This window comes from Dyadobacter sp. (assembly GCF_051859145.1).
Taxonomy (GTDB): domain Bacteria; phylum Bacteroidota; class Bacteroidia; order Cytophagales; family Spirosomataceae; genus Dyadobacter.
This window is the reverse complement of sequence record NZ_JBHYGF010000323.1, coordinates 1-26,908: the sequence shown is the minus strand read 5'-3', so window position 1 is coordinate 26,908 and position 26,908 is coordinate 1. Positions and strand designations below refer to the sequence as shown.

The window sequence follows — 26,908 nt, the reverse complement described above, 5'->3', positions numbered from 1 at the left end:
AGACGGAAGTACCCTGCTTTGGACCGGTGACCCGATGAAGGCTGATTTGAATATTACCGCGGCGTACCCAGTTATGGTGGACCCGGGCTCGATCTCTTCCAAATTCCAGGGCGCAAGTAAGATTCCTGTTGAAGTACAGATCATTATCACAGGTAACCTTACTACGCCGAATATTACATTTAATATCGATCTTCCGAAAGCCCAGATCGACGAGCAGATTATCAGCGACATAACCAACCAGAGATTCTGGGAGGATATGCAGGGCAATCCGGCGGAGATGAACAAACAGGCATTTGCCCTTTTGATCACCAACAAATTTATTACGGACCAATCTTCGCCCGGGTTTAACCTGGGATCGAGTGCGGAAGCAGTTGCCCGCCAGAGCGTAAGCCAGCTATTAACTGACCAATTAAACAACCTGGCCTCGGATCTGATCAAAGGTGTCGATCTGGACATTGGACTGAATTCAACGGCCGACCAAACCAATGGCGCACGTACAGATTTGAATCTCGGATTGAGTAAAGCGTTTTTGAATAACCGATTGAAGGTTTCGGTAGGTAAAAACTTTGAATTAGAGAGCCAGAATAACTCTGCAAGCTCCACGGAGGTTTTTGACAACATTGCCCTCGATTACTCGCTGACCAAAGACGGAAGGTACCTGTTCCGTGGTTACCGTAAGAATCAATACCAGTCCATTCTGGAAGGTTTTATCGTCGAAACCGGCGTGAGTTTTATCATCACTGCGGATTATGATCTTTTCCGTGAAATTTTTCAAAGGCAGCGAAATGAAGAATAGTTTATTTGGGATACTGATTTCATGTGCATTGTTGACAGGTTGTTCGGTCAACAAATATGTTCCGGAGGGACAAAGTCTTTACGTAGGCAGCAAAGTCAAGGCCCAGCCTGACAGTATCACCCGTCCTAACATTTCCGGCGTTGCCAGTCAGCTCGAAGGAATCATCAAACCGCCACCAAATAAAACCTTGTTTGGTTTTGCGTGGAAGGTTTGGTTTTACTATTGGATCGGAGAGCCCAAAGATGAGGGTGGATTAAAAAGCTGGTTCCGTAACAAACTGGGAGAAGCCCCACGTTTTGCAACGCAGCGTGTGGCAGATATCAATGCAACTAATATGGTTTCATTTCTCGACAATGAAGGCTACTACCGGTCTTCGGCACAGGGAAAGCTGGTTCCCAGCAAGAAGGCAAAGCGAAGAACTGCTACCATGGAATTCGACGTATACGTAATGCCGCGGTACGTGATCAATGAAATTAGTTACGTAGTACCTGATAGTTCCCTCTTCAATAGAGACCTGGTTCTTGCCAAAAAAGACACCTACCTTAAAAAAGGTGATCCTGTAAGGTTGGATGTAATTTCATCTGAAAGAAACCGCATTGACAATGAGCTGAAAGGAAAAGGTTACTACCTTTTCAATCCCGATTACCTCATCATCAAGGTTGATTCGACCATCGGAAGAGTGGACTCTACTTTGGCGCCTCAGCAGGTCAACCTGTTTTTGGAAGTAAAGAACACAACTGCTCAAACCTCATTAAAACAATATTTTTTAAACCGAATTTACGTCAACACCGGAACGGATGAAAACAAATCTGCGGACACTGTAACAAACCAGCCGATTCGTCGGGGTTTAAATATAACAGACCCGGGCAAGCTTTATAAAAGACGGATTTTCTACGACGCGATAGGGTTCAGGCGAGGTAGTATGTACACGAATAAAATGCACGATGTTTCGCTGCAACGTCTGGTCAATCTACAAAACTTCAAGTCTGTCCGTAATCGTTTTGAGCTGGTTCCACGCTCAGACTCTGCATTGCTGAATGTATATTATGATTTAACTCCATTAAAGAAAAAAGCCCTTCAAACTACAATTGCAGCGAGTACGAAGTCCAATAACCTGGGCGGCTCACAGCTGGATGTGACCTGGCGCAACAGGAATACATTCAAAGGTGCCGAAATGCTGTCAATCAGTCCGTACTTCGGATTTGACGTCCAACTCGGCGGCGGACAGCGCGATAACTCGAATCAGTTAGGCCGGGAATATATCAGGTATGGGGCGCGGGCAGATTTGTCTTTCCCGAGGTTTGTTGTGCCTTTTGTTAGAATAAGACCAGAAAAGAGCCAGGCTCTTCCCAAGACAATCCTTTCACTTACATACGAAAACCGGGTACAGCGCAATTTTTACACTACCAGGTCCATTCGCGGTGACTGGTCTTATGTATGGAGAAAAAACCAGGAAGTAGAGCATACTTTGACTCCAATATCTATCAACTTTGTCGAACCCCGGAATGTAAATGGAGAGACGCTTGACGCAATCGTATTCGATCCAAACACTAACCCACTTGACGTTAAAAGGTACCTTGAAATCCTCAGCCAGAAATACCTGATCGCAGGTTCCAACTACTCCATTTCATATCGGCCAACTCCAAAACCGTTCAGTCGAAACCAATTTGCTGTTACTGGCGGGATTGACTACGGCGGCAACTTGTTGAGTCTGTTTGCAAAGCGCCCGCCGCAGGATACACTGCCGAAGGAGTTTTTGGGCGTACCAGTGTTTCAGTATGTTAAATTAGATGGTGATGTACGCTACTATCGCACGATAACCCCGGGCATTAAATGGGCAAACCGGCTATTGCTGGGCGCTATTCGCCCATACGGGAATTCAAAAACAATGCAGACTCCCCAGTTCAAGCAGTATTTTGGCGGAGGTAGTACCGGAATCCGCGCCTTCCGTGCGAGGTCACTTGGTCCGGGATCTTACCCGCCTGATACGGCCCAAATCAGTTTGTATGGGTACCAGTCTTTTGCAGATATAAGAATGGAATTTAACAGTGAACTCCGCTTTCAGCTAACAAAACTGATCAACGTGGCTGCATTTGTGGACGCAGGGAACATCTGGGCTTTTGGTGATTCGTTACGCGCCGGGTTCGACTCGCGTGGAATCATCAAAAAGGATTTCCTCAGAGAACTGGCTGTTGGCGGTGGAATTGGTTTGCGCCTGGATTTCTCATTCCTGGTTTTCCGCCTCGACCTTGCTACGCCATTCAGAAAGCCGTGGTACAAAGGTTTAGCAGATCCTGATAATCCCGACGATCCAACAAGAAATAAGAATCCCTGGGTATTTAATGAGGTTAACTTCCGGGACAAAGCCTGGCGGCGCGAGAATCTGGTGCTGAATATTGCAGTGGGGCTACCTTTTTAAGTTTGAATTCTCTGAATTAAATATGAGCTCATTCCCTGCCGTAAAACAAACAAACTCCCAGCCAGATAATCGCTATTAACCAGATAACGCGGGTTTTGCTGCGGGCAGAACAGGTTCTGATTGTAAAGTAGAGTATTGCTTTCATCACAAGAGAAATTGCGGCAGCAAGCAGATAATACCGAAAAGGAAGTCTTTCAATCCCGACCCTGTTTTGGACCAAAACACAACATATCGAAAACAGAAAGCTTCCTACGATTATAAACCGCCAGAGGTCTTTGCTCAGGTCTTTCGGGGTAGACTGATCCATAAGAAATGAGATAAGGGTTGCTAATCTTTATTGCTAATCGGAAATCGCGCAACACGCACCTAAGTTTACTACCGGATCTCCTGACACAGCTCAATCAAAATCCCATTGGTACTTTTTGGATGGAGAAAGCAGACCAGCTTGTTGTCAGCGCCGGGTTTGGGTTCAGCGCTAAGTAAGGTGAATCCTTCATTTTGTAGCCGCTCCATTTCAGCATTTATATCTTCTACTTCAAAGGCGACGTGGTGAAAGCCCTCGCCTTTTTTTTCTATATAGCGGGCAATGACACTGTCTTCACTTGTTGCTTCCAGAAGTTCTATTTTAGTTTGATTAATCTTGAAAAACGAAGTCGCAACATGCTCAGATTCTATAATCTCCTGCTTGTAGGGCTGCGCATTTAAAAGCGCAGAAAAAAGCTTCTCAGCAGCCGCCAGCTCCTTCACCGCAATCCCAATATGCTCCACATTGATCATAAAAGACTAAAAGCTCATACTCGTAAACCCTGAACTCGTAAACTTTAAACTCATAAACTTTAAACTCATAAACTCATAAACTCCAACCTCACTTCCTATTATCCTGCCCTCCTACCATACTCAAATAACTCTCATACCTGCTGATTGCAATATCACCCTCTGAAACTGCATCTTTCACAGCACAACCCGGCTCATTGATATGCTGACAATTATTAAACCGGCATTTGTTCAATAGCTCGCGCATTTCGGGAAAGTAATGGCTGATTTCGGTAGCCTCCATATCGGCCAATCCCAGCTCTTTAATACCCGGCGAATCAATAATGAAAGTGCCGGCTTCCAGCTCGAACATTTCGGCGAATGTGGTCGTGTGTACCCCTTTGTTGGCAAATGTGGATACTTCCTGCGTTTTTATGGAAAGATCAGGCGCGATCGCATTCACGAGCGTGGACTTACCTACACCAGAGTGACCTGAAAGCAGCGAAACCTTGCCACTCAGCAATGCCGCGAAATTATCCAGTCCCTGCTCGCTCAATGCAGTGGTGGCCAGGCAGCGGTAACCAAGACTACTGTAAAGCTCCATCAGCTCTGATTGAAATTCCTTCATTTCATCATTCAGCAAATCCTGTTTATTAAAAACCAGCACACCTGGTATCCTGAACGATTCGATAGCTACCAGAAAACGGTCAATAAAGCCGAGTGATGTTCTTGGAAATACCAGTGTGGCGATCAGGATTGCCTGATCCACATTGGCCGCGATCAAATGGGCGTGAGCTGTTTTATGGACTGATTTACGGATTACATAATTTTCCCTCGGCAGAATCTCATGAATAATGCCAAAATTCTCTCCCTCATCTTCCTCTTCAAAATTGACGTAATCGCCCACCGCGATCGGGTTGGTACCTTCAATCCCAGCGCTTTGAATTTACCCTTCAACCTGCATTGCCAGATATGCCCGTCGCGGCTGTCGCGCACTTCATACCAGGATCCGGTTGACCTTAATACCAAGCCTTTAATCAAGCTCATTCTATGTTTTTTCGACTAAGTACAGAAAATAAACAGCAGTTTTCCAAACCGCATGAAAATTAATGCCACATTAAATAAATGCGAATCTCCTTTCCAGTAGTTTTTACCATTATATGGTTTTATTTGGCAAAATACCATACCTGTCTATTGGGGTAAGTATTACCTGTAAGTCTCCACCAGTTACCCGCAACGAATTTTATTAAATAATATTTTTTAAAAAAATCGATCATGCGCATCTTTTTTCCTACATTAGTTCGCATTTATTATAAAGAATATTAATAATACATCTACAAAAGCGCTCTACTTTGATGGACTTAGTTGCCGAAGAACCGAATTCGGTCATTGATATTCGTAAAAATCGTATCAAAAGCAATCTGCTGCTTCATTTATATCAAAATGGCGATACTTCAATTAACAAAATGGCGCGGCTCTTCCACGCCAGTATCCCATCGGCAACCGGAATAGTCAACGACCTGATCAGGGAAGGTTGGATTACTGAAACAGGAACCGGCCCCGCACGCGCCGGCCGCCCGCCGGTACTATACGGTCTGAATGCAAAGAAGTACCTGACCATGATCATGGATATCAACCGGCACGACACCCAGCTGGTTGTATTTGATCTTCATAACCAGCTTGTTGTCAAGAAAAAAGTGGATATCCGCCTCGACGATTCCACAACCTTCCTGGAACAGCTTTTCGAACAAACCGACGAGTTTTTAAGCTCCAATAACATCAGTACCAGCAAACTCTGGGGAATAGGCGTGTCGATGCCCGGACTGATCAATTCATCTCAGGGAATCAACCTTACCTACCCCAACCTGACTGCACCCGGAGAACCGCTGATCTTGCGGCTGAAAAAGCATTTTAAAGTACCGATCTGTCTGTTCAACGATACCAAAGCGACTACCATCGGAGAGCACCGGTTCGGGCTGGCAGCTCAAAAATCACAGGTGCTTACGATTAACATTGACTGGGGTGTCGGATTGGGCATTATCATCAATGGAGAAGTATTCAATGGAGCTTCCGGCTTTGCAGGTGAACTGGGCCACATTCAGGTGAAACCTGACGGAATGCTCTGCCACTGCGGCAAGGTAGGTTGCCTTGATACAATTACCTCCGCGATCGCGCTGATACGTCGCGCAAAAGAAGGTATCGCATCCGGCCGGGCGACCATACTAACACAAATTGTAAATGGTGATTTGAGCTTACTGGAAACTACACACATTATTGAGGCGGTTCACGCGGGCGACGAGTTTTCAATCGACCTGCTCAGCAATGTAGGTATTGAGCTCGGAAAAGGACTGGCTACTGCCGTGCACCTGTTTAATCCGGAGGTAATTATCGTAGGCGGCTTGTTAGCTGAGGCGGGGCCATTTATTTCCAATCCCATAGAGCAGGCGATCAACAAATACTGCCTGTCTGACTTCAAGAATTCACTATCCATCCATATTTCAAAGCTGGGCGCAAAGGCTCGCTTGCTGGGCACTCAGGCACATTTATTCGAACACCTGATTGTAAAGGAATTTCCCTGATGAATGGGCTGGCCGGCGGTCAGCCCATTATTTCTTTTACCTGATCTATAATAATCGCCGTAGCACCCGTGCCGCTGGCTACGTAATCCCTGGAAATACTTCCTGACTGGGACCGATAAGCTTCATTTTCCAGCATTTGGGTTAGCAGCCGCTCAGTTTCTGTACTGTTGTTTACTGCAAATGCACCACCAAGCTTGACAAGATCTGCTGCTTCCTGAAAGCGCTGATAGCTTTTGTTTCCAAAAATAACCGGCAAACCGAAGGTCGCGGCTTCCAGGATATTGTGTAGTCCCGCGCCAAAAGAACCGCCGATATACGCAAGTTCTCCATACCGGTAAAGCGACGAAAGCATTCCGATGTTATCGATAATAAGATAGTCAAAATCGGCTGTGTCCATTCCTGCTTTAAGCTCAGAATAGCGGATCGTTTTTCCCGAAAGCTGCTTTCGCCAGGTTTCGATTTCTTCATTTTTTATTTCGTGTGGCGCGATCACGGCTTTCAGTTTCGGACCAATGCTGTTTAATGCCGGGATCAAAACCTGCATATCCGCTTCCCAAACCGAGCCCGCGATCAGACAGGTTTTTCCATTTTTGAATGTAGCAATTTCAGGCAGGTCACGCGCATTCAATGCAATTTCGCGAACCCGGTCGAATCGGGTGTCACCGGCGATACTGCAAGATGAAATCCCTATTCCATTCAATAACCGAACAGATTCCTCATTTTGGACGAACAAATAGTCCAGACTTTCAAGCATTTGTCGATGCAGAAAACCCTGAGGCTTGAAATAGATTTGCTGAGGACGAAAAATGGCTGAAAATGAAATTGTGTAGCAATGCTGATTTCTGAGCTCCTGCAAATAGTTAAGCCAGAATTCGTATTTGATAAAGAATGCAATTCTTGGTTTTACAATTCTGACAAATTCAGCCGCGTTGGCGCGGGTGTCAATCGGGAGGTAGGCGATAAAGTCGGCGCCTGTATAATTCTTTCGTACTTCGTAGCCAGATGGGGAGAAAAATGTCAGCAGTATAAAGTGCTCCGGATATGCAGTTCTGTAAGCTTCTATGACGGGTCTGCCCTGCTCGAATTCACCCAGAGAGGCTGCATGAAACCAGGCAACAGGTCTGCTTTTTGGTTGCTTTGCAAACTGCTCTTCCAACCTTTTCAGCACGTTAGTTCTCCCTTCAACACCCAGTTTGATTTTATGATTGAAAGGTGCAGCCATTTTTACAACCGAGGCGAACAGCTGTATAGCAATCTGATAAATAAAGTTTCCCAAGGATTCTGATTAAAAGGGGATTAGAGAAAAAAGTTGTTTCCAGGAAACGTCAGATTTATAGCTATCTGGCAGGCTTTTTTCCGTCTTCTTTCGTTTAAAGAACATAAAAGTACAAAAAACCGTTAAAGTGGAGTTGGCATAAGATAGCTTACGCGATTATTTTGTATTTTCACTTTTTAGAGGACACATACCTATTCACGAAGAACTTATTTTACGAAATGATGCGTGTAAAACTTTTACTTTCAGTATCTATCCTGTTTGCACTATCAACAGATATATACGCTCAACGCCGTGCGGCAAAGAATGAGGACAGTGAGGAGAGCTATAAATCTTTCACTTCGGTAGGTATCACCACGAATACGAACTCAGGTATCCTTGGCGGGGCCGTGTTCCGCCAGTCTTCGGCGCTTTCTTCCAAGCTTTTTGGTAAAAACCAGTATCGCTATCTGGCCGTGGAAGTGGTAAATGTAAAACATCCCAAAGAGCTTTCTACCCAGGATTTCGTAACCGGTGCGCGTCTTGTGTTTGGCAAAGAAAATTACCTTTTCGTAGTAAGACCGGAATATGGACGCGAGCTTTCGTTATTTAGCAGGCAAGATGACGAAGGAATTTCCATTAGCGCGATTGTTGCTGCCGGGCCTTCGCTGGGTCTAGAAAAACCGTATATGGTACAATTTCAGTCTTCGGACGGTCGTGTAATCACAGAGCCTTTTGATCCCGTTAAACATGCAGGAAGCACGCAAAGTACCGGCATTGTCGGCGCAGGAAGCTTCTTTCAGGGGTTTGGTCAAATGAAGGTGGTACCAGGCCTGCACGTAAAAACCGCAATGAGTTTTGAATTAAGTGCATTCAGAGAGAACGTAACTGGTCTTGAAATTGGTTTTGTTGCAGAAGCATTCACGAGAAAAGTCCAGATTATGGCATTTGCAGAAAACCGCAGCCTGTTTACATCGGGCTATCTTACACTTTACTTCGGAAGCAAAAAACGCTAGTTCCCATTACAAATTGGCTGCTGGTCAATAAACCAGCCGGTCAGAGCATATAGATTTCTTATGATTGAATTACCAGTTATTCCATCGGAGCGTAAAAAAAGGCCCGACTGGTTGAGAGTTAAACTTCCAGCAGGACCGGAGTTCCGGAAAGTAAGGCAGCTTGTTGATAACTATAAACTGCATACGATTTGTGAAAGCGGCAACTGTCCCAATATGGGAGAATGCTGGGGAGCCGGAACAGCTACTTTCATGATCCTGGGAAATGTCTGTACGCGCAGCTGCAGTTTTTGCGCAGTAGCAACAGGCCGCCCCAGCGAGTACGATACCGACGAACCAAGGCGCGTGGCAGAAGCGATCAAGTTAATGCAGGTAAAACACGCAGTACTTACGTCTGTCAACCGGGATGAGTTGAAAGACAAAGGCGCTGAGATCTGGTACCAGACTGTGAGGCAGGTGAAAGAAAACACACCTGAAACGACAATTGAAACTTTGATCCCCGATGTAAAAAGCAACTGGGATGCATTGATCAGGATGATTGAAGGCGGGCAGGAAGTGGTGTCGCACAACATGGAAACGGTAGAACGTTTATACCGCGCAGTGCGCCCGCAAGCCAAGTACGCGCGCAGCCTTGAACAGATTAAAAGAACAAAGGAATACGGTCAGCGGACCAAGTCGGGCATTATGCTGGGATTGGGCGAAACGCAGGACGAAGTATACAAAGCAATGGACGATTTAGCCGAAAATGGCCTGGATATCCTGACTTTGGGACAATACCTTCAACCTACCAAAATGCACCACGAGGTGATTGAATGGATCACGCCTGAAATGTTTGAAAACTACAAAGAGGAAGGTTTAAGACGCGGACTGAAGTATGTTGAGTCTGGACCGCTTGTTCGTTCCAGCTATCATGCGGAAAGACACGTAAATGTTCCTATCTGATTTTGACCAAATAAAAAAGCCTGTCTGGATTGATCCAGGCAGGCTTTTTTGTTTTCAGCTTCCTCCTTTTATTCGAATTGTTACCAATTCAGGCGTTCGTTTTTCGGTTCGTTTTATTTGGTTAATGACTTAAAAAAAGTCAATTTTGTTTTTTAGTCTATACACTACATTACAGTCTCTACAGATCAACTTTCATCAATTCAGTTTATGCCGTACTTATTCACCTCGGAGTCCGTATCTGAAGGACACCCAGACAAGGTAGCAGATCAAATATCAGATGCGCTCATTGATAACTTTTTAGCCTGGGATACTGATAGCAAAGTGGCTTGTGAAACTTTGGTAACAACCGGACAGGTAGTACTCGCAGGAGAAGTTAAAACCAACACCTATCTCGATGTTCAGAAAATTACGAGAGAGGTGATCAGGCGAATTGGATATACCAAGAGCGAGTACATGTTTGAAGCGAATTCCTGCGGGATTTTGTCTGCCATTCATGATCAGAGCGCAGATATCAACCAGGGTGTTGACCGTGCAGTATCTTCTTCCAGCTTTGAAGAAAAAGCAAACGCACAGGGTGCGGGTGACCAGGGTATGATGTTCGGCTACGCGACACGCGAGACTGAAAACTACATGCCGCTTGCCCTCGACCTTGCACACAAGATACTTCAGGAAATGTCGGCTATCCGTAACAACGAGTCCAGCCTGATTCCTTACCTCCGTCCGGATGCAAAATCACAGGTAACAATTGAATACAGCGACGATAACGTACCCCAGCGTATTGACACGATCGTTGTTTCGACACAGCATGACGACTTCGATTCAGAAGAGGCAATGCTGGCGAAAATCAAGCAGGATATTATCAGCATTGTAATTCCACGCGTGAAGTCGAAACTGACTCCTGAATTGCAAAAGCTTTTTACCGGCGACATTACTTACCACATTAACCCAACCGGGAAATTCGTAATCGGTGGTCCGCACGGAGATACTGGCTTGACGGGAAGAAAAATCATCGTTGATACTTATGGTGGAAAAGGTGCCCACGGCGGTGGTGCATTCTCAGGAAAAGATCCTTCCAAAGTGGACCGTTCAGCAGCTTACGCGACGCGCCACATTGCCAAAAACATGGTAGCATCAGGTCTTTGCGACGAAGTACTTGTTCAGGTATCTTACGCGATCGGTGTTGCAAAACCTTGCGGCTTGTATATCAACACTTACGGAACTGCAAAAGTAGCTGACCACGACGGAGTGATCGCAGAGAAAATCGCTGAGATCTTCGACTTGCGTCCATATGCGATCGAGCAGCGTTTGAAGTTGCGTAACCCAATGTACTCGGAAACTGCTGCATACGGCCACATGGGACGTAAAAATGAAATAGTTACCAAACATTTCAAAGGCGCAAACGGCGAAGAGAAACAAGTAGAAGTTGAGCTTTTCACCTGGGAGAAACTCGATTTTGTTGACAAGATCAAAGAGAAGTTTTCGATATAATTTTCAGAAGTTTATCATAATACGAAAACAGGCCGGCGAAATTCGCCGGCCTGTTTTCGTATATGTGTTGACACCTCAAAACTGCGCCTGCTCTTCCAGTTCACTATCGTGGGCGATGCGTTCGATCATTCGCATTTTTTCGTAGTTTTTGGGCCGTGAGAAGAATGTGTAAATGGCTGGAATCACATATAAGGTCAAAACAAGCGAGAAGAGCAACCCTCCCATAATTACAATCCCCATTGACATCCGGCTTTTACCCGCTGAGCCCAATGCCATCGCAATGGGCAATGCACCCAGGATCGTTGCCAGGCTCGTCATTAAAATTGGTCTGAAACGCAGCGTGGCTGCCTCCAATGCAGCTTCCTGAATGCTCCTTCCCTGCTCCCGCAGCTGGTTCGCAAACTCCACGATCAGGATACCATTTTTCGTAACCAGACCGATCAGCATGATCATCCCAATCTGCGAGAAGATATTTAAAGTTTGATCAAAGAACCACAGTGAGAACACTGCGCCACCGATCGCAAGTGGCACGGTAAACATAATAATGAACGGATCCACAAAACTTTCAAACTGGGCTGCCAGAATGAAATAGATCAGCACCAATGCAAGAAAAAACGAAAACATCGTATTGGAAGAACTTTCTGCATAATCTCTTGAAGAGCCGCTGAGTGAAGTTTGAATTGATTCGTCTTTCAATTTGTCCCGTATCCTGTCCATTGCAGCAATCCCGTCACCAATGGTTTTTCCCGGCGCCAATGCGGCTTGTACCGTGGCGCTCATGTAGCGGTTGTAGTGAAAGAGTTGTGGCGGGCTGCTTTCTTCTTCCGCTTTTACAATATTGTCCAGCTGCACCAGCGTTCCATTTGCTGTTTTCACAAACATACTTTTCAAATCCAGCGGCTCGTCGCGGTTCGTGCGATCATACTGCCCGATAACCTGGTACTGGCGGCCATTCATTGTAAAGTAGCCAAACCGCTGCCCCGCAAATGCAAGCTGCATCGTTTGCGCCACATCCTGAACAGATACGCCAAGCGACTTAGCCTTTTCCCGGTCAATGGATATCTGAATTTCAGGCTTGCTGAATTTCAGGTTAACATCCGTAATTGCAAATGTCGGATCGTTGGAAGCTTCCTCCATGAATTTGGGCAGGTACTCTCTCAGTTTTTCAAAATCGGGCGCCTGGATCACATACTGAATAGGCAAGCCGCCGCGCGAATCCACGGAAATCGTCTGTTGCTGCACTACAAATGACTTTGCATCAGGCATTTGTTTCAACTTCTGATTGATATAGTCCGCAATTTCCTGCTGCGATTCTTTCCTGAACTTCTTATCCACCAACGCAATCCTGCCGCTGCCCGTATTCGCCGCGCCCAAACCCGAGTTACCCGGCGAAGTGATCAACATCAGCCCCTTTCTGCCCGGCATGGAATCCATTAACATATCACTGACATTCTGAACATACCTGTCGGTAAACTCAAAGGAAGAACCTTCCGGCGCGGTCATATTGATCCGGAACCAGTTGCGATCGTCCAAAGGCGCCAGCTCGGATTGCAGGTCTTTGCCAAAAAACCAGATCATACCCACTGTTACCAAAACCAGCGGCACAGCTACCCAGCGCATTTTCAAAAACTTGCCCAGCGCGGTTCCGTAGTTCTCTGTTATTTTTTCAAAAAACGGCTCTGTCTTTTCATAAAACCAGCTTTTCTGATGCGTTTTGCGAACCAGGTATGCATTCAGCATCGGTGTTAATGTGAGCGACACAAATGCAGAAATCAATACCGCTGCCGAGATCACAATACCAAACTCACGGAACAGTTTACCCACAAAACCTTCCATAAAAATCACGGGCAGAAACACGGAAGCCAGTGTAATGGAAGTTGACAAAACCGCAAAAATGATCTCGTTGGATCCTTTAATAGCAGCTTCAATGGGGCTCATCCCCTGCTCTATCTTCTTGAAAATATTCTCAGTAACTACAATTCCGTCATCCACTACCAGGCCGGTAGCCAGTACAATCGCGAGCAGCGTAAGTACATTGACCGAAAAGCCCATGATGTACATGATAAAAAACGTCCCGATGAGCGAAACGGGAATATCGATCAATGGGCGGAATGCGATCAGCCAGTCGCGGAAGAAGAGGTAAATGATAATAACCACGAGCACAATCGCAATCAGCAGCGTTTCGCCTACTTCTTCAATGGACCGTTCCACAAAAATGGTGTTGTCAATCAGCGTATCCAGCTCATAATCTTTCGGCAGCTCTTTTTTGATTTCCGCCATTCTCTTATTCACCTCTTCGGCGATATTAAGGTAATTGGCGCCCGGCATCGGGGATATGGCCAGACCGATCATCGGTACGTTGTTCAGACGAAGGATTGTTTCTTCGTTTTCTGGCCCTAATGTTGCGTGGCCGATATCTTTGAGGTGGATAGTCTGAGTGGATGAATTTTTAACGATCATCTCATTAAAATCATTTTCCGTGCGGAACCTGCCGATCGTCTTAACAGTCAGTTCGGTATTGTCTCCGGCCAGCTTTCCACTTGGCAACTCTACATTCTCCTTATCCAGCGCAACTTTTACATCCTGCGTTGTGATACCGAGTGCAGCCATTTTGATGGGATCCATCCAGATCCGCATCGCGTATTTTTTCTGACCGAAAATGCGGATCTCACTTACGCCCTCAATGGTTTGAAGGCGCTGCGCAATCACGTTTTCAGCATAGTCACTTACTTCCAGGTGTGATCGCGTGTCGCTTTTGAATGTAAGTACGATGATCGGTTCCGAGTTGGCATCGGCTTTGGCTACCACTGGCGGACCGTCAATATCAAGTGGTAAAGTCCGCGAAGCAGAGCCTACTTTATCCCGGACATCATTCGCAGCCCGCTCCATATCCACACCAATATCAAATTCGACGGTAATCTGGCTGGTACCTTGGCTGCTCGTGGAATTAATGGATTTTATTCCCTCAATGCTGTTCAGTTGCTTTTCGAGAGGCTCGGTAATCTGGGATTCGATAATATCCGCATTCGCGCCGGTATAGCTTGTCCGGATTGAAACTACCGGCGGATCAATGGAAGGAAATTCGCGCATTCCCAGAAATTTATAGCCCAGAAAGCCGAACAGGATAATCAGGAGGTTCATGACAATTGCAAGAACCGGCCGTTTGATAGAAAGAGTTGAAATACTCATAAATAAGTAGGATATCAGTTCACCTTAACGGCTGTATTCGGCTTAATTGCAATGATTCCGGAGGTAATGAGCGAGTCGCCGGGTTGCAGACCCTCAACTACCTGAATTTTCTTGTCTGTCCGTAAACCCGTCGTCACCATCACTTCCTGTGCTTTTCCATTTTTTACTACAAAAACCTTCTTGCCTTTCAAAACGGGCACAATTGCCTCGGTAGGAACCATCAGGGCGGCTCGGTTTGCTTCCAGGTCTGCAAGTATTTTAACAAACATACCGGGGACAAACCGGTTCGACGGATTTTGTGCGACGGCTCTGATGCGCAGGGTTCTTAAATTCTCGTCAACCTTCGGGTCAATCGCCAGAATTTTGGCATTGTAAGTAGCCGGGTCACCGTCAAGGCTGAACTTTACGGTGTTGCCAATGCGGATATTCGGGGAGTATTTTTCAGGAACCGTAAAGTCAATCTTCACCGGATTGCTTTGTACAATGGTTACGATGGGCGTACCCGGAGCCAGGTATGCGCCTTCGCTGATGTATTTCAAACCAATGCGGCCACTGAAAGGCGCACGGATTTCAGTCTTTTCAAGCTGGGCTTCCAGTACTTCCTTCTCAGCTTCCAGCAGGCGGATGTTGTTTGAAGTCACATCATATTCTTCGAGGTTGATCGCTTCCACATTCAACAGCTTCTTCTGGCGCGCTTCTATTTTCTTGCTAAGATCCTGGTTGTAAGCTACTTTTTGCAGTTGCGCCTGCAACTCGCGGTCATTTATTTTGGCGATCAGCTGGCCTTTCGTGATTTGTGCGCCTTCCTGGATATTCAGCTTGACAAGCCTTCCCGAAGTCTCGGCCATCAGGTTCACCTCTTCATTCGGCAGCACGGTACCTGACGCGAATATTTGATTTTCAATTGTTTCATTTTTGACAACAAATACATTCACCGGCACCGGAGCGCCACCAGCAGACTTGCCGCCTTTTCCTTCGCCGCCCTTTTTGGTGCTGCCACTCCCGTCGGTACCTGGCTTTGAGAAGATAAAAAGCTTACCTATTACCAGCCCTACAATGATTACCCCCACCAGCATTATTGTACGCATGATCTTACTTCAAATAAATTTCGTTCAAAAACAATTTCAATAAATTATATTCCCTTATCTCTCTTAATTAAATATACTTCATATTGTACAAAGCGGCAACGAGTAATTTTTATACTTCCCGGCAATGGGAAAGTTGTATTACCATTTTATTTCCAAATATCCCCTTTGGATAATTGGTTTACCCGCACTTACTCCGTTAAACTATATTTAGTAAAACCCACATTCCCATTCTACCGAAATGAAAACCTGCTACGGTGCCAAGATTTTACTGTCCACACTATTTCTTATACTCAATACAATGCACGCAAACAGTCAGAACCCAATTAAAACCTATGAGGCCAATTGGAAGAAAGTAGCAGATTTACAGGCAACTGGTCTTGCCAAATCCGCATTAACGGAAGTCCGCGAAATTTACAGGCAGGCCCGACAAGAGAAACAGGGCGCACAGGTGATCAAAGCTGCCATTGCGATGGTCAATCTGCAAAGCGAACTCAGGGAAAACAGTGAAATATCGGCGATCAAGGAGCTGGAAACAGAACTCGCTAGTAGTTCAGGTGTGGTCAAATCGATTTTCAACAGTCTCTTAGCCAGCCACTACTACAATTATTACCAACACAGGCGGTGGCAACTCTACCGGCGCACTGAAACAACGGGCTTTGTAAAGGATGATATCAATACCTGGTCGACAACCGACTTTCATCACAGAATCGCAGAATTATACCTTGCTTCTCTCAGCAATGAAAAGCAGTTGCAGCAAACAAAACTGGAACCCTTTGACGCGATCATTATAAAAGGCAATGCCCGCAAGCTTCGCCCAACTTTGTACGATTTACTGGCGCACAACGCGTTAGGTTATTTTTCATCGGACGAACCAGAGTTGAAGAGGCCCGCCTACGCTTTTGAAATCAATTCAGCCTCAGCCTTTGATCCTGCCGCAGATTTTATACACCGTTCATTTGAAACAAAGGATTCTACCTCGCTCGAACTATATGCATTGAAACTTTACCAAAAGCTGATTGCATTTCACTTGCATGATCCGGTTGCGGATGCATTGATCGATGTCGACCTTGCCCGCATTCAGTATGTGAAGCAAAAGTCGGTGCATGAGCATACGGACGAGCTGTATTATCTGGCGATCAACCACGTAGCCAACCAATACCAGAAAATGCCTGCTGCGGCACAAGCATGGTACCTGCTGGCCGAATACCACTTTGATCGTGGTACTACCTACAAAATCAGGGAGGATTCGTCGAACCGTTTTGCTAAAGTGCAGGCAGTATCGATCTGTAAGGAAATTATTAAGCAGAATCCCACTTCGGAAGGTGGTGTCAATGCAGCTAATTTGCTGAGCAGGATTCGGCAAAAAGCACTTCAATTTAATGCAGAGCAGGTAGTAGTTCCGGATAAGCCTTTTCTAATTTTCGCAGAATATCAGAATATTAACAAACTTTATCTCAGGCTCGTAAAATCAACAGCTGCGTTGCTGAAAAACTTTGAAATGCGGGATAGCGATGCTTTTTGGCGCATTGTGTCAAAAGCATCAGCAATCCGCAACTGGGAACAAACGCTGCCCGACACCAAAGATTATCAGGAACATAGCGTTGAAATCAAAGCAGATGCATTGCCCGTGGGTGAATACATGCTGCTGGCCAGTTCAAGCCCCGACTTTTCAGATACACAATCCATTGGCGGCGTGCGGATTTTATATGTTAGCAACATCAGCTACATCCAGCGCGAGCGTGACTACTTCGTGTTGCACCGGGATACCGGACAGCCGCTCGCCGGAGCTACCGTGAAAAGGTGGGATTCCGCATTTGACTATCAAACACGGACCTACAAAAAAAGCATTGCTGCGCTTTATACGACAGACAAAAACGGGTATTTTAAAGAGAGTATGCCCAGCCAGTCGCGGGTGCAATCAGAGTCTTTTGAGATACTTCATGGAAACGACAGGCTGTTTATTCAGGAGTCTGTGAATACTTACTACAATGACGAGAAGGAGAAAAAAGTAGCTAAAACCTCCATTTACCTGTTTACAGACAGGAGCTTGTACAGGCCGGGACAGACTGTTTACTTCAAGGGCATTGCAGCCTTTGGAGAAACTGTACTGAAAGATCAGACCCGGAATATCAATATTGAACTTCAAAATGCAAATAACGAAACCGTTGAGACAATCACGAAGACAGTAAACGACTTCGGAAGTTTTTCAGGCACATTCACATTGCCACGTACCGGATTAAATGGCTCATTTTCCATTATCGCCGACTCGGAGCATACGGTATCATTTCACGTAGAAGAATACAAAAGACCGCGGTTTGCAGTGCATTTCGATACATTACAGCGTGCGTACAAATTGGGTGATACCATTAAAGTTACCGGAGTCGGAACAGCCTATGCTGGCAACCGGATCGATGGCGCGAAGGTGGTTTACAGAGTTGTGAGAAATGAAAGGTTCCTGTATCCGTGGACGCGTAGAGCCAGCTATTTCCCAATCAGCTCACCCAAAGAAATTACTCACGGTGAAACTATTACAGATCAGGAAGGAAAGTTTTATGTGAATTTTGAAGCAATACCAAATGCAAAGACGGACAAGAGCTTTGACCCGGTATTCAACTTCACCGTTTACGCAGATGTAACAGATACAAACGGAGAAACCAGAAGTGCTGAAACTTCGGTTTCTGTTGGATATAAATCTTTTCTGATCAAATCCGAAATCCCGGAAAGAGTTTCGGCTAATGATTTTACCCAGCTGAAAATCCGTACAGAAAACATGAACGGCGAGTTTGTTCCGACAGAGCTAACAGTAAAACTTACCCGCCTCATTCCCGAAAGCAGACTGATTCGTCCCCGTTACTGGGCAAAGCCGGATATGTTTGTGATGACCAAGTCCGAATTTATAGCCGGTTTTCCAAATGACGAATACAACAATGAAACGGAGCAGGAAAACTGGCCCGAGCAGGAAGTAATTTTCGAGAAGTCACAGGCACTTACCGCTGATAAAGAGCTGACAGTTCCCAGCGGCAAAGTCGCGGCGGGATTTTACAAAATAGATATTGCTGCAAGGGGCGGGGACGGAGACGAAGTAAAAGATACCAGGTACATTGAACTTACCGATGCGACTAGTAAACAGCTCCAGAGACCAGAATACCAATGGACAGAAAGCAGCCCAAAGGCTGAGCCTCAGCAGGAAACTGAGGTAAAAGTAGCAACTTCGGCTAGTGACGTTTTTGTGATTAGCAGTGATGGTAAAAGCCACACTCCAAGTAATTTCTCTTTTTTCAAACTAAATGACGAAACGCGTACCTTTCCTATTCCGGTGAAAGAGGCTGATCGCGGTGGATATTCGATTGATTATGTTTTTGTGAAACATAACCGCATTCATCAGGCGCAAAACTTCGTAAATGTGCCTTGGACGAATAAAGAACTGACGATTGAGTATGAAACATTCCGCGACAAAGCATTGCCCGGAAGCAAAGAGCAATGGAAAGTCAAAATATCGGGATACAAAAAGGAGCAAGTAGCCGCTGAGATGCTTGCGAGTATGTATGACGCTTCACTCGATCAGTTTTACGAACACCAATGGGACATACCTGATCATTGGCCCGGAGCATTAATGCCGGACACTTGGGATAACGGAATTAATTTTGCACCCAAAGATGCCACCATCGTCAACTTTTCATTTACATCAGAAAAGACTTTTGAGAAAAGCTACGACCAGCTGATTGACCCGGGTATTATCCGCATGCCAAGCGGAGGCGGAAGAAATGTACGCCATCGACGGATGCTGGCCCGGTCTCAATCTGCATTCAAAAAATCGGGTGATTTTGAGGAAGTGAAAATGGATTCGGCTGTACCTGAGCCTGCCCCTGTAATCTCTGAGGAATTAGATGCACCTCAACAGGCAGAACAATTCAAGTCGAAGGTCTACATTTCCGCACCGGAGAAGATTGAAACCCGGAAGAACTTCAATGAAACTGCTTTCTTTTTGCCAGACCTGAAAACCGATGAGCATGGCGCGGTAACATTCTCATTTACATTACCTGAGGCACTTACCCGCTGGAAATTTCAGGCTTTGGCGCATACGCCCGAGTTGGCATTTGGTTATAGTAAAAAGGAGATTATCACCCAGAAAGAGCTGATGGTACAGCCTAATGCGCCGCGCTTTCTGCGTGAAGATGACCAGATCCTGTTTCCGGTAAAAATTGCCAATTTATCTGATCGTGCATTGAGCGGGAATGCAACTCTGCAACTTTTTGATCCCGCTACCAATGAAAATGTCTCTGAGCGCTTCGGACTGATTTCAAATACAAAAACGTTTTCGATCACTGCCGGGCAAAGTGCCGCCGTTGATTTCAATTTGAGTGTTCCCGCCGGCTATCATCAGGCACTTACCTGGCGCGTAGTTGCAAAAGCAGATAACTTTTCCGACGGAGAGGAGAATACCTTACCTGTATTGTCAAACCGGATGCTCGTAACGGAAAGTTTGCCGCTGACCACACGCGGGGCCGGGAAGAAGGAATTCAGATTTGAGAAGCTGATTAACTCGGCGAATTCAAAGTCCCTCGCACATGAATCTGTTACGGTTGAATACACCAGTAACCCGGCCTGGTACGCGGTGCAGGCGCTGCCCTATCTGATGGAATATCCGCATGAATGTGCCGAGCAAACCTGGAACCGCTACTATGCCAATGCGGTTGCAAGCAACATAGTAAGCAAATCTCCCAGGGTCGCTGCCATTTTCAACTCCTGGAAAACAGTGGATACGGTTGCATTGACCAGCAACCTTCAAAAGAACCAGGAGCTCAAATCCTTGCTGCTTGAAGAAACACCCTGGGTACTTGCCGCGAAATCCGAATCGGAGCAGAAGCGGAATATCGCGTTGCTTTTTGATTTGATGAAAATGAAAGGGGAACTGGATACTTACCTGGGAAAACTGAGGGAAATGCAGAATGAAAGCGGCGGATTTCCCTGGTTCAAAGGCGGGCACGATGACCGGTATATCACTCAATATATTGTAACAGGAATCGGCAGGTTACTTCAAAAGAAGGTTATCGCCAGGAATGACAATATCAATGTGATACTCGGAAAAGCATTCCCGTACCTGGACCGTGAGCTTAAAGAAGACTATGACCGGCTAATAAAAAGTCAAGTCAACATGCAGGAATATGTTCCCGGGCCGCAGCAGGTGCAGTACCTGTATATGCGATCTTGCTTTGACAATGCGCCCGTTGCGAATACAGCCAGCAAAGCTTATCAATACTTTAAGCAAAGCGCCAGGACAAGCTGGCCAAAACAGTCCAAATACATGCAGGGGCTGATTGCATTGACGCTGCACCGTTCAAACGATATCGCCACGCCGAAGGCAATCCTGAAATCTTTACGCGAAACAGCGATTCAAAACGAAGAATTGGGAATGTACTGGAAAAACAACAGGAGCTGGTACTGGCATGAAGCACCAATCGAGCGGCAGGCGCTTTTGATAGAAGCTTTTCATGAAATAGAGGGTCAGAATGAAACAGTGGATGAACTGAAAACCTGGCTGTTGAAAAATAAGCAAACCAACAATTGGGAAAGTACCAAAGCCACTGCCGAGGCTTGTCATGCACTTTTGATGACGGGAAATGATTGGCTGAATGAAGAGAAAGCAGCAACTGTCCGAATCGGGAGCGAGGTAATAAAGCCCGACAATGCCGGATCAGGGACCGGCTATTTTAAGAAGACTTTCGAAAGCAGCGTTGTCAATGCTGAAATGGGCAAAATTGAGGTGGATATAACCAGCACCAGTAACTCGAAGTCGCCCGGCTGGGGGGCTGTGTACTGGCAGTATTTTGAAGATCTGGACAAAATTACATTTTCGGAGACGCCTTTAAAGTTGTCCAAGAAGCTGTTTATACAAACAAATACAGATCGCGGACCTGTGTTGTCGACGGTTAAGGAAGGTGACAGTCTCAAAGTAGGAGACAAAATCGTTGTACGCATTGAGCTGCGCGTGGATCGTGACATGGAATACGTGCATATGAAGGATATGCGCGCGGCTGCACTGGAACCGGTGAATGTACTGAGTGGCTACAAATGGCAGGGCGGGTTAGGATACTATGAATCCACAAAAGATGCCAGTACCAATTTCTTCTTTGACCGACTGAAAAAAGGGACTTACGTATTTGAATACCCGCTGTTTGTAAATCACCAGGGCGATTTCAGTAATGGAATCACGAGCATTCAATGCATGTACGCGCCTGATTTCACAGCACATAGTGAAGGAATCAGGATCAGCATTCGAAGGTGAGGTTAGTATGAATACGGATAAGCTGTTGGAATACGAAAAAATCCCTTTAAGCCTCAAAGACCTGATTGCTGACGAGCAGATTGCCAGTCAGCTTAACAGGATGGAATGGGTTGCAACCGAGAAAATCCACGGCGCAAATTTCAGGTTTATCTACCAGGGTAAAAGGCTGCATTTCGGTAAGCGAAAGGAATTGCTTACCTGGGAAGACGATTTCTTTGGTTTTCAGAAGGTAGTAGTAGCAACAGAGTCGCAAATCATTGCTTTGTGTGAGCAGTTGTCACTTGACTTCGGTGCTGACACGATCATAATATATGGCGAGCTATTTGGCGGCTTGTACCCGCACCCGGATGTTCCTGTCTGCGAATGCATTGAAGCGATTCAAACAGGCATTTACTATTCTCCCGACATTCTCTTTTGCGCTTTCGATATTGCGTTTGAGAATGCGCCAGACCAGAAAACATACCTTAGCTACGCACAATCCCTGACCTACTTCGATCATTTCGGCATTCTTTGCGCCAAACCTTTAAAAACCGCGAAGCTGACCGACTTGCTAAATATGGATTTGCGCATTCAAAGCCGCATACCCTTTGAACTTGGTCTTCCCGCGATTGCGGAAAATTGGATTGAGGGCGTTGTTATCAAGCCTTTTGGCCCGCTTCCGGATTCAGTAACATTTCGCCCGGTCCTCAAACTTAAAAATCCGGAATTTGAAGAGAACCAAATGTACCACCAGGCCCGGAAATGGTTATTTGTGCCAAATGTAAATAGCCTGTCTCGAAACCTGGATTTCCTGATGGATGAATTGAGAAAATACATTAATGAAAACAGGCTCAACAGCGCGATCTCCAAAATTGGAAAGCTTAGCCCGGCTAACAAAGATCAAATTGTTGTGGAGTTCATGGAGGATGTTCTGACTGATTTCAACCTTGATCATAACAATATACTGGAAGAACTTTCCGAGGCAGAAATTAAATGGATCAGAAGTCGGGTGGAAGCCGAAATCTTGCAGCTGCTTGCTAGCTGAGCATTGCACGCTGTATCTTCAAAATCGCATTCACAAATTGCCGGATATCCTCTTCATCGCCCAACATTGCATGTTGCAGTATCCAGACTGCGTCTGTGCTACAAGCCTGCTCCGCTACCGGGCAATGCACCTTCGTGTAGTCAACATAGTCAGGAATGGCGTAGCACATAAAATTCTTGTTTTGAAAAAGCGGCTGCTTGTAAAGCGGGTGCGGATAACCTTTGAAGCAAGGCACACCTTCCGCAGCCAGCATTTCAGCAAACTCATTCTTAGGTAATCCCCCAAATGCAGAAGCTTCGTACTTGAAAATGTATATATGATAACAATGCAGGGTAATTTCTTCGCCGCGTTGCAGTGGGGTAATTCCTCGAATCTCGCCGAGCAAAGTATTCAGATACAATCCATTGCTATCACGTGTCCGCGTTTGCGCTTCCAGTCTTTTCAGCTGTGCAGACAGCAGTACCGCCTGCATTTGGGTGATCCGATAGTTGCAGCCCGGATTGTAATGATCATACCACTGGCCCCCTTCAACCCTGCCTACATTACGCAATGAGTGCATTGTTGCATAAAGTTCATCATCGTCCGTGATCACAATCCCACCCTCACCGGCAGTCAGGTTTTTGGAAGATTGAAAACTAAAACTGCCAACATGCCCGATTGAGCCCAGCTTTTTCCCTTTGTACTCCGCGCCGTGAGCGTGCGCCGCGTCTTCGATTACTTTGAGGTTGTAGCGCTCAGCGATATTCATGATCGCATCCATATCACAGGCCAGTCCACCAAAATGCACCGGGATAATCGCTTTTGTCCGTTCCGTAATCGCAGCTTCAATAGCAGCCGGACTGATGTTATAAGTATCAGGATCAATGTCTACGAAAACGGGTACGCAATTGCATTCAATCACCGAAGAGGCTGTCGTAATAAAGGTATAAGGCGGAACGATCACCTCATCACCCGGTTTAACCCCGCTCGCGATCAATGCAAGCCGCAATGAAACCGAACCATTTACACAGGTTATGGCATATTTGCTGCCGCAATAAGCCGCAAATTCCGCTTCAAACCGAGCTACTGCATCACCGCAATCCGGGTTTCCCCATTTGCCACTCGCAACGATTTCCATTACTGCATTCACTTCCTGCTCGTCAAAAACAGGCCATTGAAAGTTGGTATCGATTGTTTTCGGGCCGCCGTGAATTGCCAGTTGTTCGCTCATAATGGTGTCTCGTTTTTTCAATCTGTATACTGGCTTCTCAGGCTTTCAGACTATTCCCAGTTATTTACGGATTATCAACTCGTCTTTCAGCTTTCCGGCGGGATCCAGACATTTGTAATGCAGTTCGCCGTCTTTAACGGAAATATGCTGGTAAAGCGGCCCGTCTTTGTACCTGACTTCCGCATAGCTTTCATCAGGCCACCGCTCCTGCTTGCCCGGTATGCTGATCGACATGGTGTAGATCGTCCCTTCCGCCGGAGTTGCTACCGGCTTTCCTGCATGCATTGGTTTGGTCCGGAGATAGTAATGCATGTGCCCGTTCATCACCATATCCACGTGGTATTTATCAAAAAGTGAACACCATTCCCGCATAATCTCCTCATAAGGTTCTTCGAAATTGTAGGGCGGAAAGTGAAACATCACAAACTTCCATTTTGCCTTTGAGTTCTTCAACTGCTCTTCCACCCAGCTGCTTTGCGCGGGTACCGGTAAAGTCGCGTCCATCATCAGGAACAATGCATTTTGGTATTCAAATGCGTAACTCATGTCCGCAGGCTGACCGGCCGGTCCGTTTTCAGGCAGACTGAACATTTCCTTGTACATCCAGGCACCAAGCCCGTCCTGACTGTCGTGGTTACCCGGCACCGGCATTAGTGGTCGGGTAGCGAAAGTTTTCCCGCTATGTGCCCAAAGCTGATCCCATTCGTCCCGATGCAAGCCTGTACTTACCAGATCACCAGCAATAGAGAAAAAAGCAGTTTCGGGATGTCGCCTAATCGATTTCTGCGCCATATCTCCCCAGATCGGAGAGTAATGCGTGTCTCCAAACCAGATAAATGAAAAGTCCGCTTTGTCTGCTGGCGCCGTTTTAAATTTGGCCACTTGTGTCCATTGATTTTGCTCACTTCGCAATGCATATCCGTAATCAGCACCCGGCTCTAAATCTTTGAGCATGGCAGTAAATCGGTTTACATAGCGATCATTTTGTAACAGCCTGTCCTCCATTTTAAACAAAGAAGCTTGTGAAAAAAGGGTATCGTTTGAACCTGTTTTCCAGTATTTCACTTCCCCGGCTTTCACTGTGGCTGCTGTCCGCCATTGAATGTCCACAGTTGTTTTCGGGTCGCCGCTCCATGTGAGCAATACCTGGTCGGGCTGGGTAGACGAAGGGTGTGGTGTAGTCCGGAATGCTTTTACCAAATGTGCTTCTCTGGCCCTGCCGCGCACGGTTGTAAAAAGTACCTGTCCTTTCAATCCTTCCGGCACTTCTGTTAACACAAGTCCGTCCCAATCGTGGTAGGTAAATGCGCCCGGCTGCATGGTGCTCAGCTTGTACTCGGCGGGCATTACATTCGAAACTTCAAGCTCACTGGCTTTATCTTGCGGAGCTACACTGACAAAGTAAACGGGCCTGTGTTTATCAAAACCATTAATCCCCAATCCAATGTCGCCTTCATCGAAATTCTTCTGCCAAACCTCATACGTATATTCTTCATTTTTAACCAGCAGCTCCGTTTTCCTGAAACCACTTTCTGCCAGCCAGAATGGTACAACGCGTTGTGCAGTATCGCGCATGATAGAAACAGTTATCGGCACATTTACATGAAAAGTCCAGAATTTGCCGGCAAGCACTTCCTTCTCCTTGGTGTTTAGAAAGCCAAGTATATAGTTTTCAGAAATCGTGTCCAGCTGTGCAGGTGAAAGTTCTTTATAAAACCGGGTTACTGCGCCGTCGATTACCTCCTTCACAGTCCCTTCCGGCAATGCTTTCTTCTGATGGTTACAGGATACAAATACAAACAGCAGCAGGCTAATCGTAAGTAGCTTGATCTTCATATATCATTTTATCAAAAACAAAACCGGGACTGTCAACACTTACAGCCCCGGTCTAAAATTTATTCACTTCAAAACAATTTCAATTACCAGGGTTTTCCGGTTCCTTGTACCAGCCAAGGTTTTGACCACTGGCTGTTCTTTTTACGCGGACCTGAAAAACTCGTTTCTTCTAACCTGTCGATTGCGCTTCTTACACTTGCGCCATTGTTGTTCAATTCATTGTTGCTGTAAATAAAACGCAAAGGCAGCGCACGGGAAGCAGGTGCTACACCCGGAACCAATGCTGGCAAACCTGTTCTTCTGAAATCGAACCAGGCTTCGGTTGCTGTTGTCCAGCTGGCGATCCACTTCTGCTCGATGATCTGTGCCAATGTACCTTTATAGGCTACGGTTTTTACAAAAGCGTCGTATTGGTTTTCAACACCCCAGGTTTGCAGTGACTGCTTGATCCCATTGTTGTAATGCGTTTCTGCACTTCCTGCCGCCCAACCTTTCTGTGCCGCTTCGGCCAGAATAAATAAAGTTTCAGCAGCAGAAGCCAGTCTCGCTTTCAATATTCCTCCTTTTTGTCCCTGATACGTATAGCTCAACTGTGACGCATGCTGATTTTGCACCTGCTGGCCTGTAGTCGGGTTTTCATTGTAGTAAGTAGGATCGAGCATTCCGGCCGGTATCCCCACATATTCGTTGGTATTGATTGGTCCATTGAAAAAGTCAGGACGGGTCGGTTTGTATGTATTGGGGTTAAAATGGCGGGTATACTTGTTCCCGGCAGCGATACCTGCTTTTAATTCCTGCTCGGTAAGTGACTTCACGCCATTCTGGATTACGCCGTTTTTACGGATAAATTCGTCCATTCCGGTAGCCAATGCAGGATCTGCAACCCACCTCACGTGAACTGGCTGGAACCAGACTTTCAAACGCGGATCATTGTTGGCCAACAGGCTGTTCATCAATGTGGCAGCCGGTCTTCTTCTCCGCCAGCCAGACTCACTTACGTCGTAAGCGGTTGCATTGGGCCAGGAGTTGTTTG

General features: G+C 46.1%; 16 protein-coding genes and 1 pseudogene. 8 read left to right on the top strand and 9 right to left on the bottom strand.

Going from position 1 to position 26,908, the window contains the following annotated elements; all coding sequences use genetic code 11:
- Together ACTIE6_RS17515 and ACTIE6_RS17510 are read left to right on the top strand one after the other, a co-directional pair.
- Positions 1-796: translocation/assembly module TamB domain-containing protein (locus ACTIE6_RS17515; protein ID WP_439557872.1), on the top strand; the 796-nt coding region annotated here is incomplete at its 5' end.
- Positions 786-3,215: a BamA/TamA family outer membrane protein gene (locus tag ACTIE6_RS17510; protein ID WP_439557871.1), complete on the top strand. Its 2,430-nt coding sequence runs from the start codon at positions 786-788 to the stop codon at positions 3,213-3,215. The genes ACTIE6_RS17515 and ACTIE6_RS17510, both read left to right, overlap by 11 nt.
- Before the next feature lie 28 nt (positions 3,216-3,243).
- On the opposite strand, the gene ACTIE6_RS17505 is transcribed toward ACTIE6_RS17510, so the two are convergent.
- The 3 genes and pseudogenes from ACTIE6_RS17505 to rsgA form a co-directional block, all read right to left on the bottom strand.
- Entirely contained in the window at positions 3,244-3,522 is a 279-nt protein-coding gene (locus ACTIE6_RS17505; RefSeq protein ID WP_439557870.1) for a hypothetical protein, read from the bottom strand.
- 68 nt (positions 3,523-3,590) lie between these two features.
- The gene (gene mce, locus ACTIE6_RS17500) at positions 3,591-3,992 is read right to left on the bottom strand and encodes a methylmalonyl-CoA epimerase (RefSeq protein WP_439557869.1); all 402 of its coding nucleotides are present in this window, start codon (positions 3,990-3,992) and stop codon (positions 3,591-3,593) included.
- An 88-nt stretch (positions 3,993-4,080) separates the two neighbouring features.
- Positions 4,081-5,015: pseudogene (rsgA, locus tag ACTIE6_RS17495) on the bottom strand (ribosome small subunit-dependent GTPase A).
- A 308-nt stretch (positions 5,016-5,323) separates the two neighbouring features.
- On the opposite strand from rsgA, the gene ACTIE6_RS17490 reads away from it, so the two are divergent.
- Complete coding sequence (locus tag ACTIE6_RS17490; protein WP_439557873.1) at positions 5,324-6,547, top strand: ROK family transcriptional regulator; 1,224 nt, start codon at positions 5,324-5,326, stop codon at positions 6,545-6,547.
- Between the two features lie 19 nt (positions 6,548-6,566).
- On the opposite strand, the gene ACTIE6_RS17485 is transcribed toward ACTIE6_RS17490, so the two are convergent.
- The gene (locus ACTIE6_RS17485) at positions 6,567-7,769 is read right to left on the bottom strand and encodes a 3-deoxy-D-manno-octulosonic acid transferase (protein ID WP_439557868.1); all 1,203 of its coding nucleotides are present in this window, start codon (positions 7,767-7,769) and stop codon (positions 6,567-6,569) included.
- Positions 7,770-8,041: 272 nt separating this feature from the next.
- Here ACTIE6_RS17485 and ACTIE6_RS17480 point away from each other — a divergent pair, with 272 nt between their 5' ends.
- From ACTIE6_RS17480 to metK, 3 genes are all read left to right on the top strand, one after another.
- Positions 8,042-8,815, top strand: a complete 774-nt coding sequence (locus ACTIE6_RS17480; protein WP_439557867.1) for a hypothetical protein — start codon at positions 8,042-8,044, stop codon at positions 8,813-8,815.
- Between the two features lie 60 nt (positions 8,816-8,875).
- Entirely contained in the window at positions 8,876-9,754 is an 879-nt protein-coding gene (gene lipA, locus ACTIE6_RS17475; protein WP_056291562.1) for a lipoyl synthase, read from the top strand.
- A 207-nt stretch (positions 9,755-9,961) separates the two neighbouring features.
- Positions 9,962-11,242: a methionine adenosyltransferase gene (metK, locus tag ACTIE6_RS17470; RefSeq protein ID WP_439557866.1), complete on the top strand. Its 1,281-nt coding sequence runs from the start codon at positions 9,962-9,964 to the stop codon at positions 11,240-11,242.
- Positions 11,243-11,317: 75 nt separating this feature from the next.
- Here metK and ACTIE6_RS17465 read toward each other — a convergent pair whose 3' ends face one another.
- Positions 11,318-14,431, bottom strand: coding sequence for an efflux RND transporter permease subunit (locus ACTIE6_RS17465; RefSeq protein WP_439557865.1), 3,114 nt, complete (start codon positions 14,429-14,431; stop codon positions 11,318-11,320).
- Positions 14,432-14,445: 14 nt separating this feature from the next.
- Positions 14,446-15,519 carry an efflux RND transporter periplasmic adaptor subunit gene (locus ACTIE6_RS17460; protein ID WP_439557864.1) on the bottom strand — a complete coding sequence of 358 codons (1,074 nt, stop codon included), beginning with the start codon at positions 15,517-15,519 and terminating at the stop codon, positions 14,446-14,448.
- 238 nt (positions 15,520-15,757) lie between these two features.
- On the opposite strand from ACTIE6_RS17460, the gene ACTIE6_RS17455 reads away from it, so the two are divergent.
- Both ACTIE6_RS17455 and ACTIE6_RS17450 read left to right on the top strand, forming a co-directional pair.
- Positions 15,758-21,805, top strand: a complete 6,048-nt coding sequence (locus tag ACTIE6_RS17455) for an alpha-2-macroglobulin family protein (RefSeq protein WP_439557863.1) — start codon at positions 15,758-15,760, stop codon at positions 21,803-21,805.
- On the top strand, positions 21,723-22,829 hold the full coding sequence (locus ACTIE6_RS17450) for an RNA ligase family protein (RefSeq protein WP_439557862.1): 1,107 nt from the start codon (positions 21,723-21,725) through the stop codon (positions 22,827-22,829). Before ACTIE6_RS17455 ends, ACTIE6_RS17450 begins: the two co-directional genes overlap by 83 nt.
- On the opposite strand, the gene ACTIE6_RS17445 is transcribed toward ACTIE6_RS17450, so the two are convergent.
- The 3 genes from ACTIE6_RS17445 to ACTIE6_RS17435 all read right to left on the bottom strand — a co-directional run.
- The gene (locus ACTIE6_RS17445; RefSeq protein WP_439557861.1) at positions 22,822-24,039 is read right to left on the bottom strand and encodes a DegT/DnrJ/EryC1/StrS family aminotransferase; all 1,218 of its coding nucleotides are present in this window, start codon (positions 24,037-24,039) and stop codon (positions 22,822-22,824) included. The two genes, ACTIE6_RS17450 and ACTIE6_RS17445, sit on opposite strands and share 8 nt — an antisense overlap.
- Before the next feature lie 60 nt (positions 24,040-24,099).
- A complete protein-coding gene (locus tag ACTIE6_RS17440) occupies positions 24,100-25,875 on the bottom strand; it encodes a metallophosphoesterase (RefSeq protein ID WP_439557860.1) in 1,776 nt (591 codons plus the stop codon).
- Positions 25,876-25,958: 83 nt separating this feature from the next.
- On the bottom strand, positions 25,959-26,908 hold a 950-nt coding region (locus tag ACTIE6_RS17435), incomplete at its 5' end, for a SusD/RagB family nutrient-binding outer membrane lipoprotein (protein WP_439557859.1).

Coding starts and splice junctions, on each gene's coding strand:
- ACTIE6_RS17510 (WP_439557871.1), top strand. CDS start 786: ATGAAGAATAGTTTATTTGGGATACTGATTTCATGTGCATTGTTGACA.
- ACTIE6_RS17505 (WP_439557870.1), bottom strand. CDS start 3,522: ATGGATCAGTCTACCCCGAAAGACCTGAGCAAAGACCTCTGGCGGTTT.
- mce (WP_439557869.1), bottom strand. CDS start 3,992: ATGATCAATGTGGAGCATATTGGGATTGCGGTGAAGGAGCTGGCGGCT.
- ACTIE6_RS17490 (WP_439557873.1), top strand. CDS start 5,324: ATGGACTTAGTTGCCGAAGAACCGAATTCGGTCATTGATATTCGTAAA.
- ACTIE6_RS17485 (WP_439557868.1), bottom strand. CDS start 7,769: ATGGCTGCACCTTTCAATCATAAAATCAAACTGGGTGTTGAAGGGAGA.
- ACTIE6_RS17480 (WP_439557867.1), top strand. CDS start 8,042: ATGATGCGTGTAAAACTTTTACTTTCAGTATCTATCCTGTTTGCACTA.
- lipA (WP_056291562.1), top strand. CDS start 8,876: ATGATTGAATTACCAGTTATTCCATCGGAGCGTAAAAAAAGGCCCGAC.
- metK (WP_439557866.1), top strand. CDS start 9,962: ATGCCGTACTTATTCACCTCGGAGTCCGTATCTGAAGGACACCCAGAC.
- ACTIE6_RS17465 (WP_439557865.1), bottom strand. CDS start 14,431: ATGAGTATTTCAACTCTTTCTATCAAACGGCCGGTTCTTGCAATTGTC.
- ACTIE6_RS17460 (WP_439557864.1), bottom strand. CDS start 15,519: ATGCGTACAATAATGCTGGTGGGGGTAATCATTGTAGGGCTGGTAATA.
- ACTIE6_RS17455 (WP_439557863.1), top strand. CDS start 15,758: ATGAAAACCTGCTACGGTGCCAAGATTTTACTGTCCACACTATTTCTT.
- ACTIE6_RS17450 (WP_439557862.1), top strand. CDS start 21,723: ATGGAATCACGAGCATTCAATGCATGTACGCGCCTGATTTCACAGCAC.
- ACTIE6_RS17445 (WP_439557861.1), bottom strand. CDS start 24,039: ATGAGCGAACAACTGGCAATTCACGGCGGCCCGAAAACAATCGATACC.
- ACTIE6_RS17440 (WP_439557860.1), bottom strand. CDS start 25,875: ATGAAGATCAAGCTACTTACGATTAGCCTGCTGCTGTTTGTATTTGTA.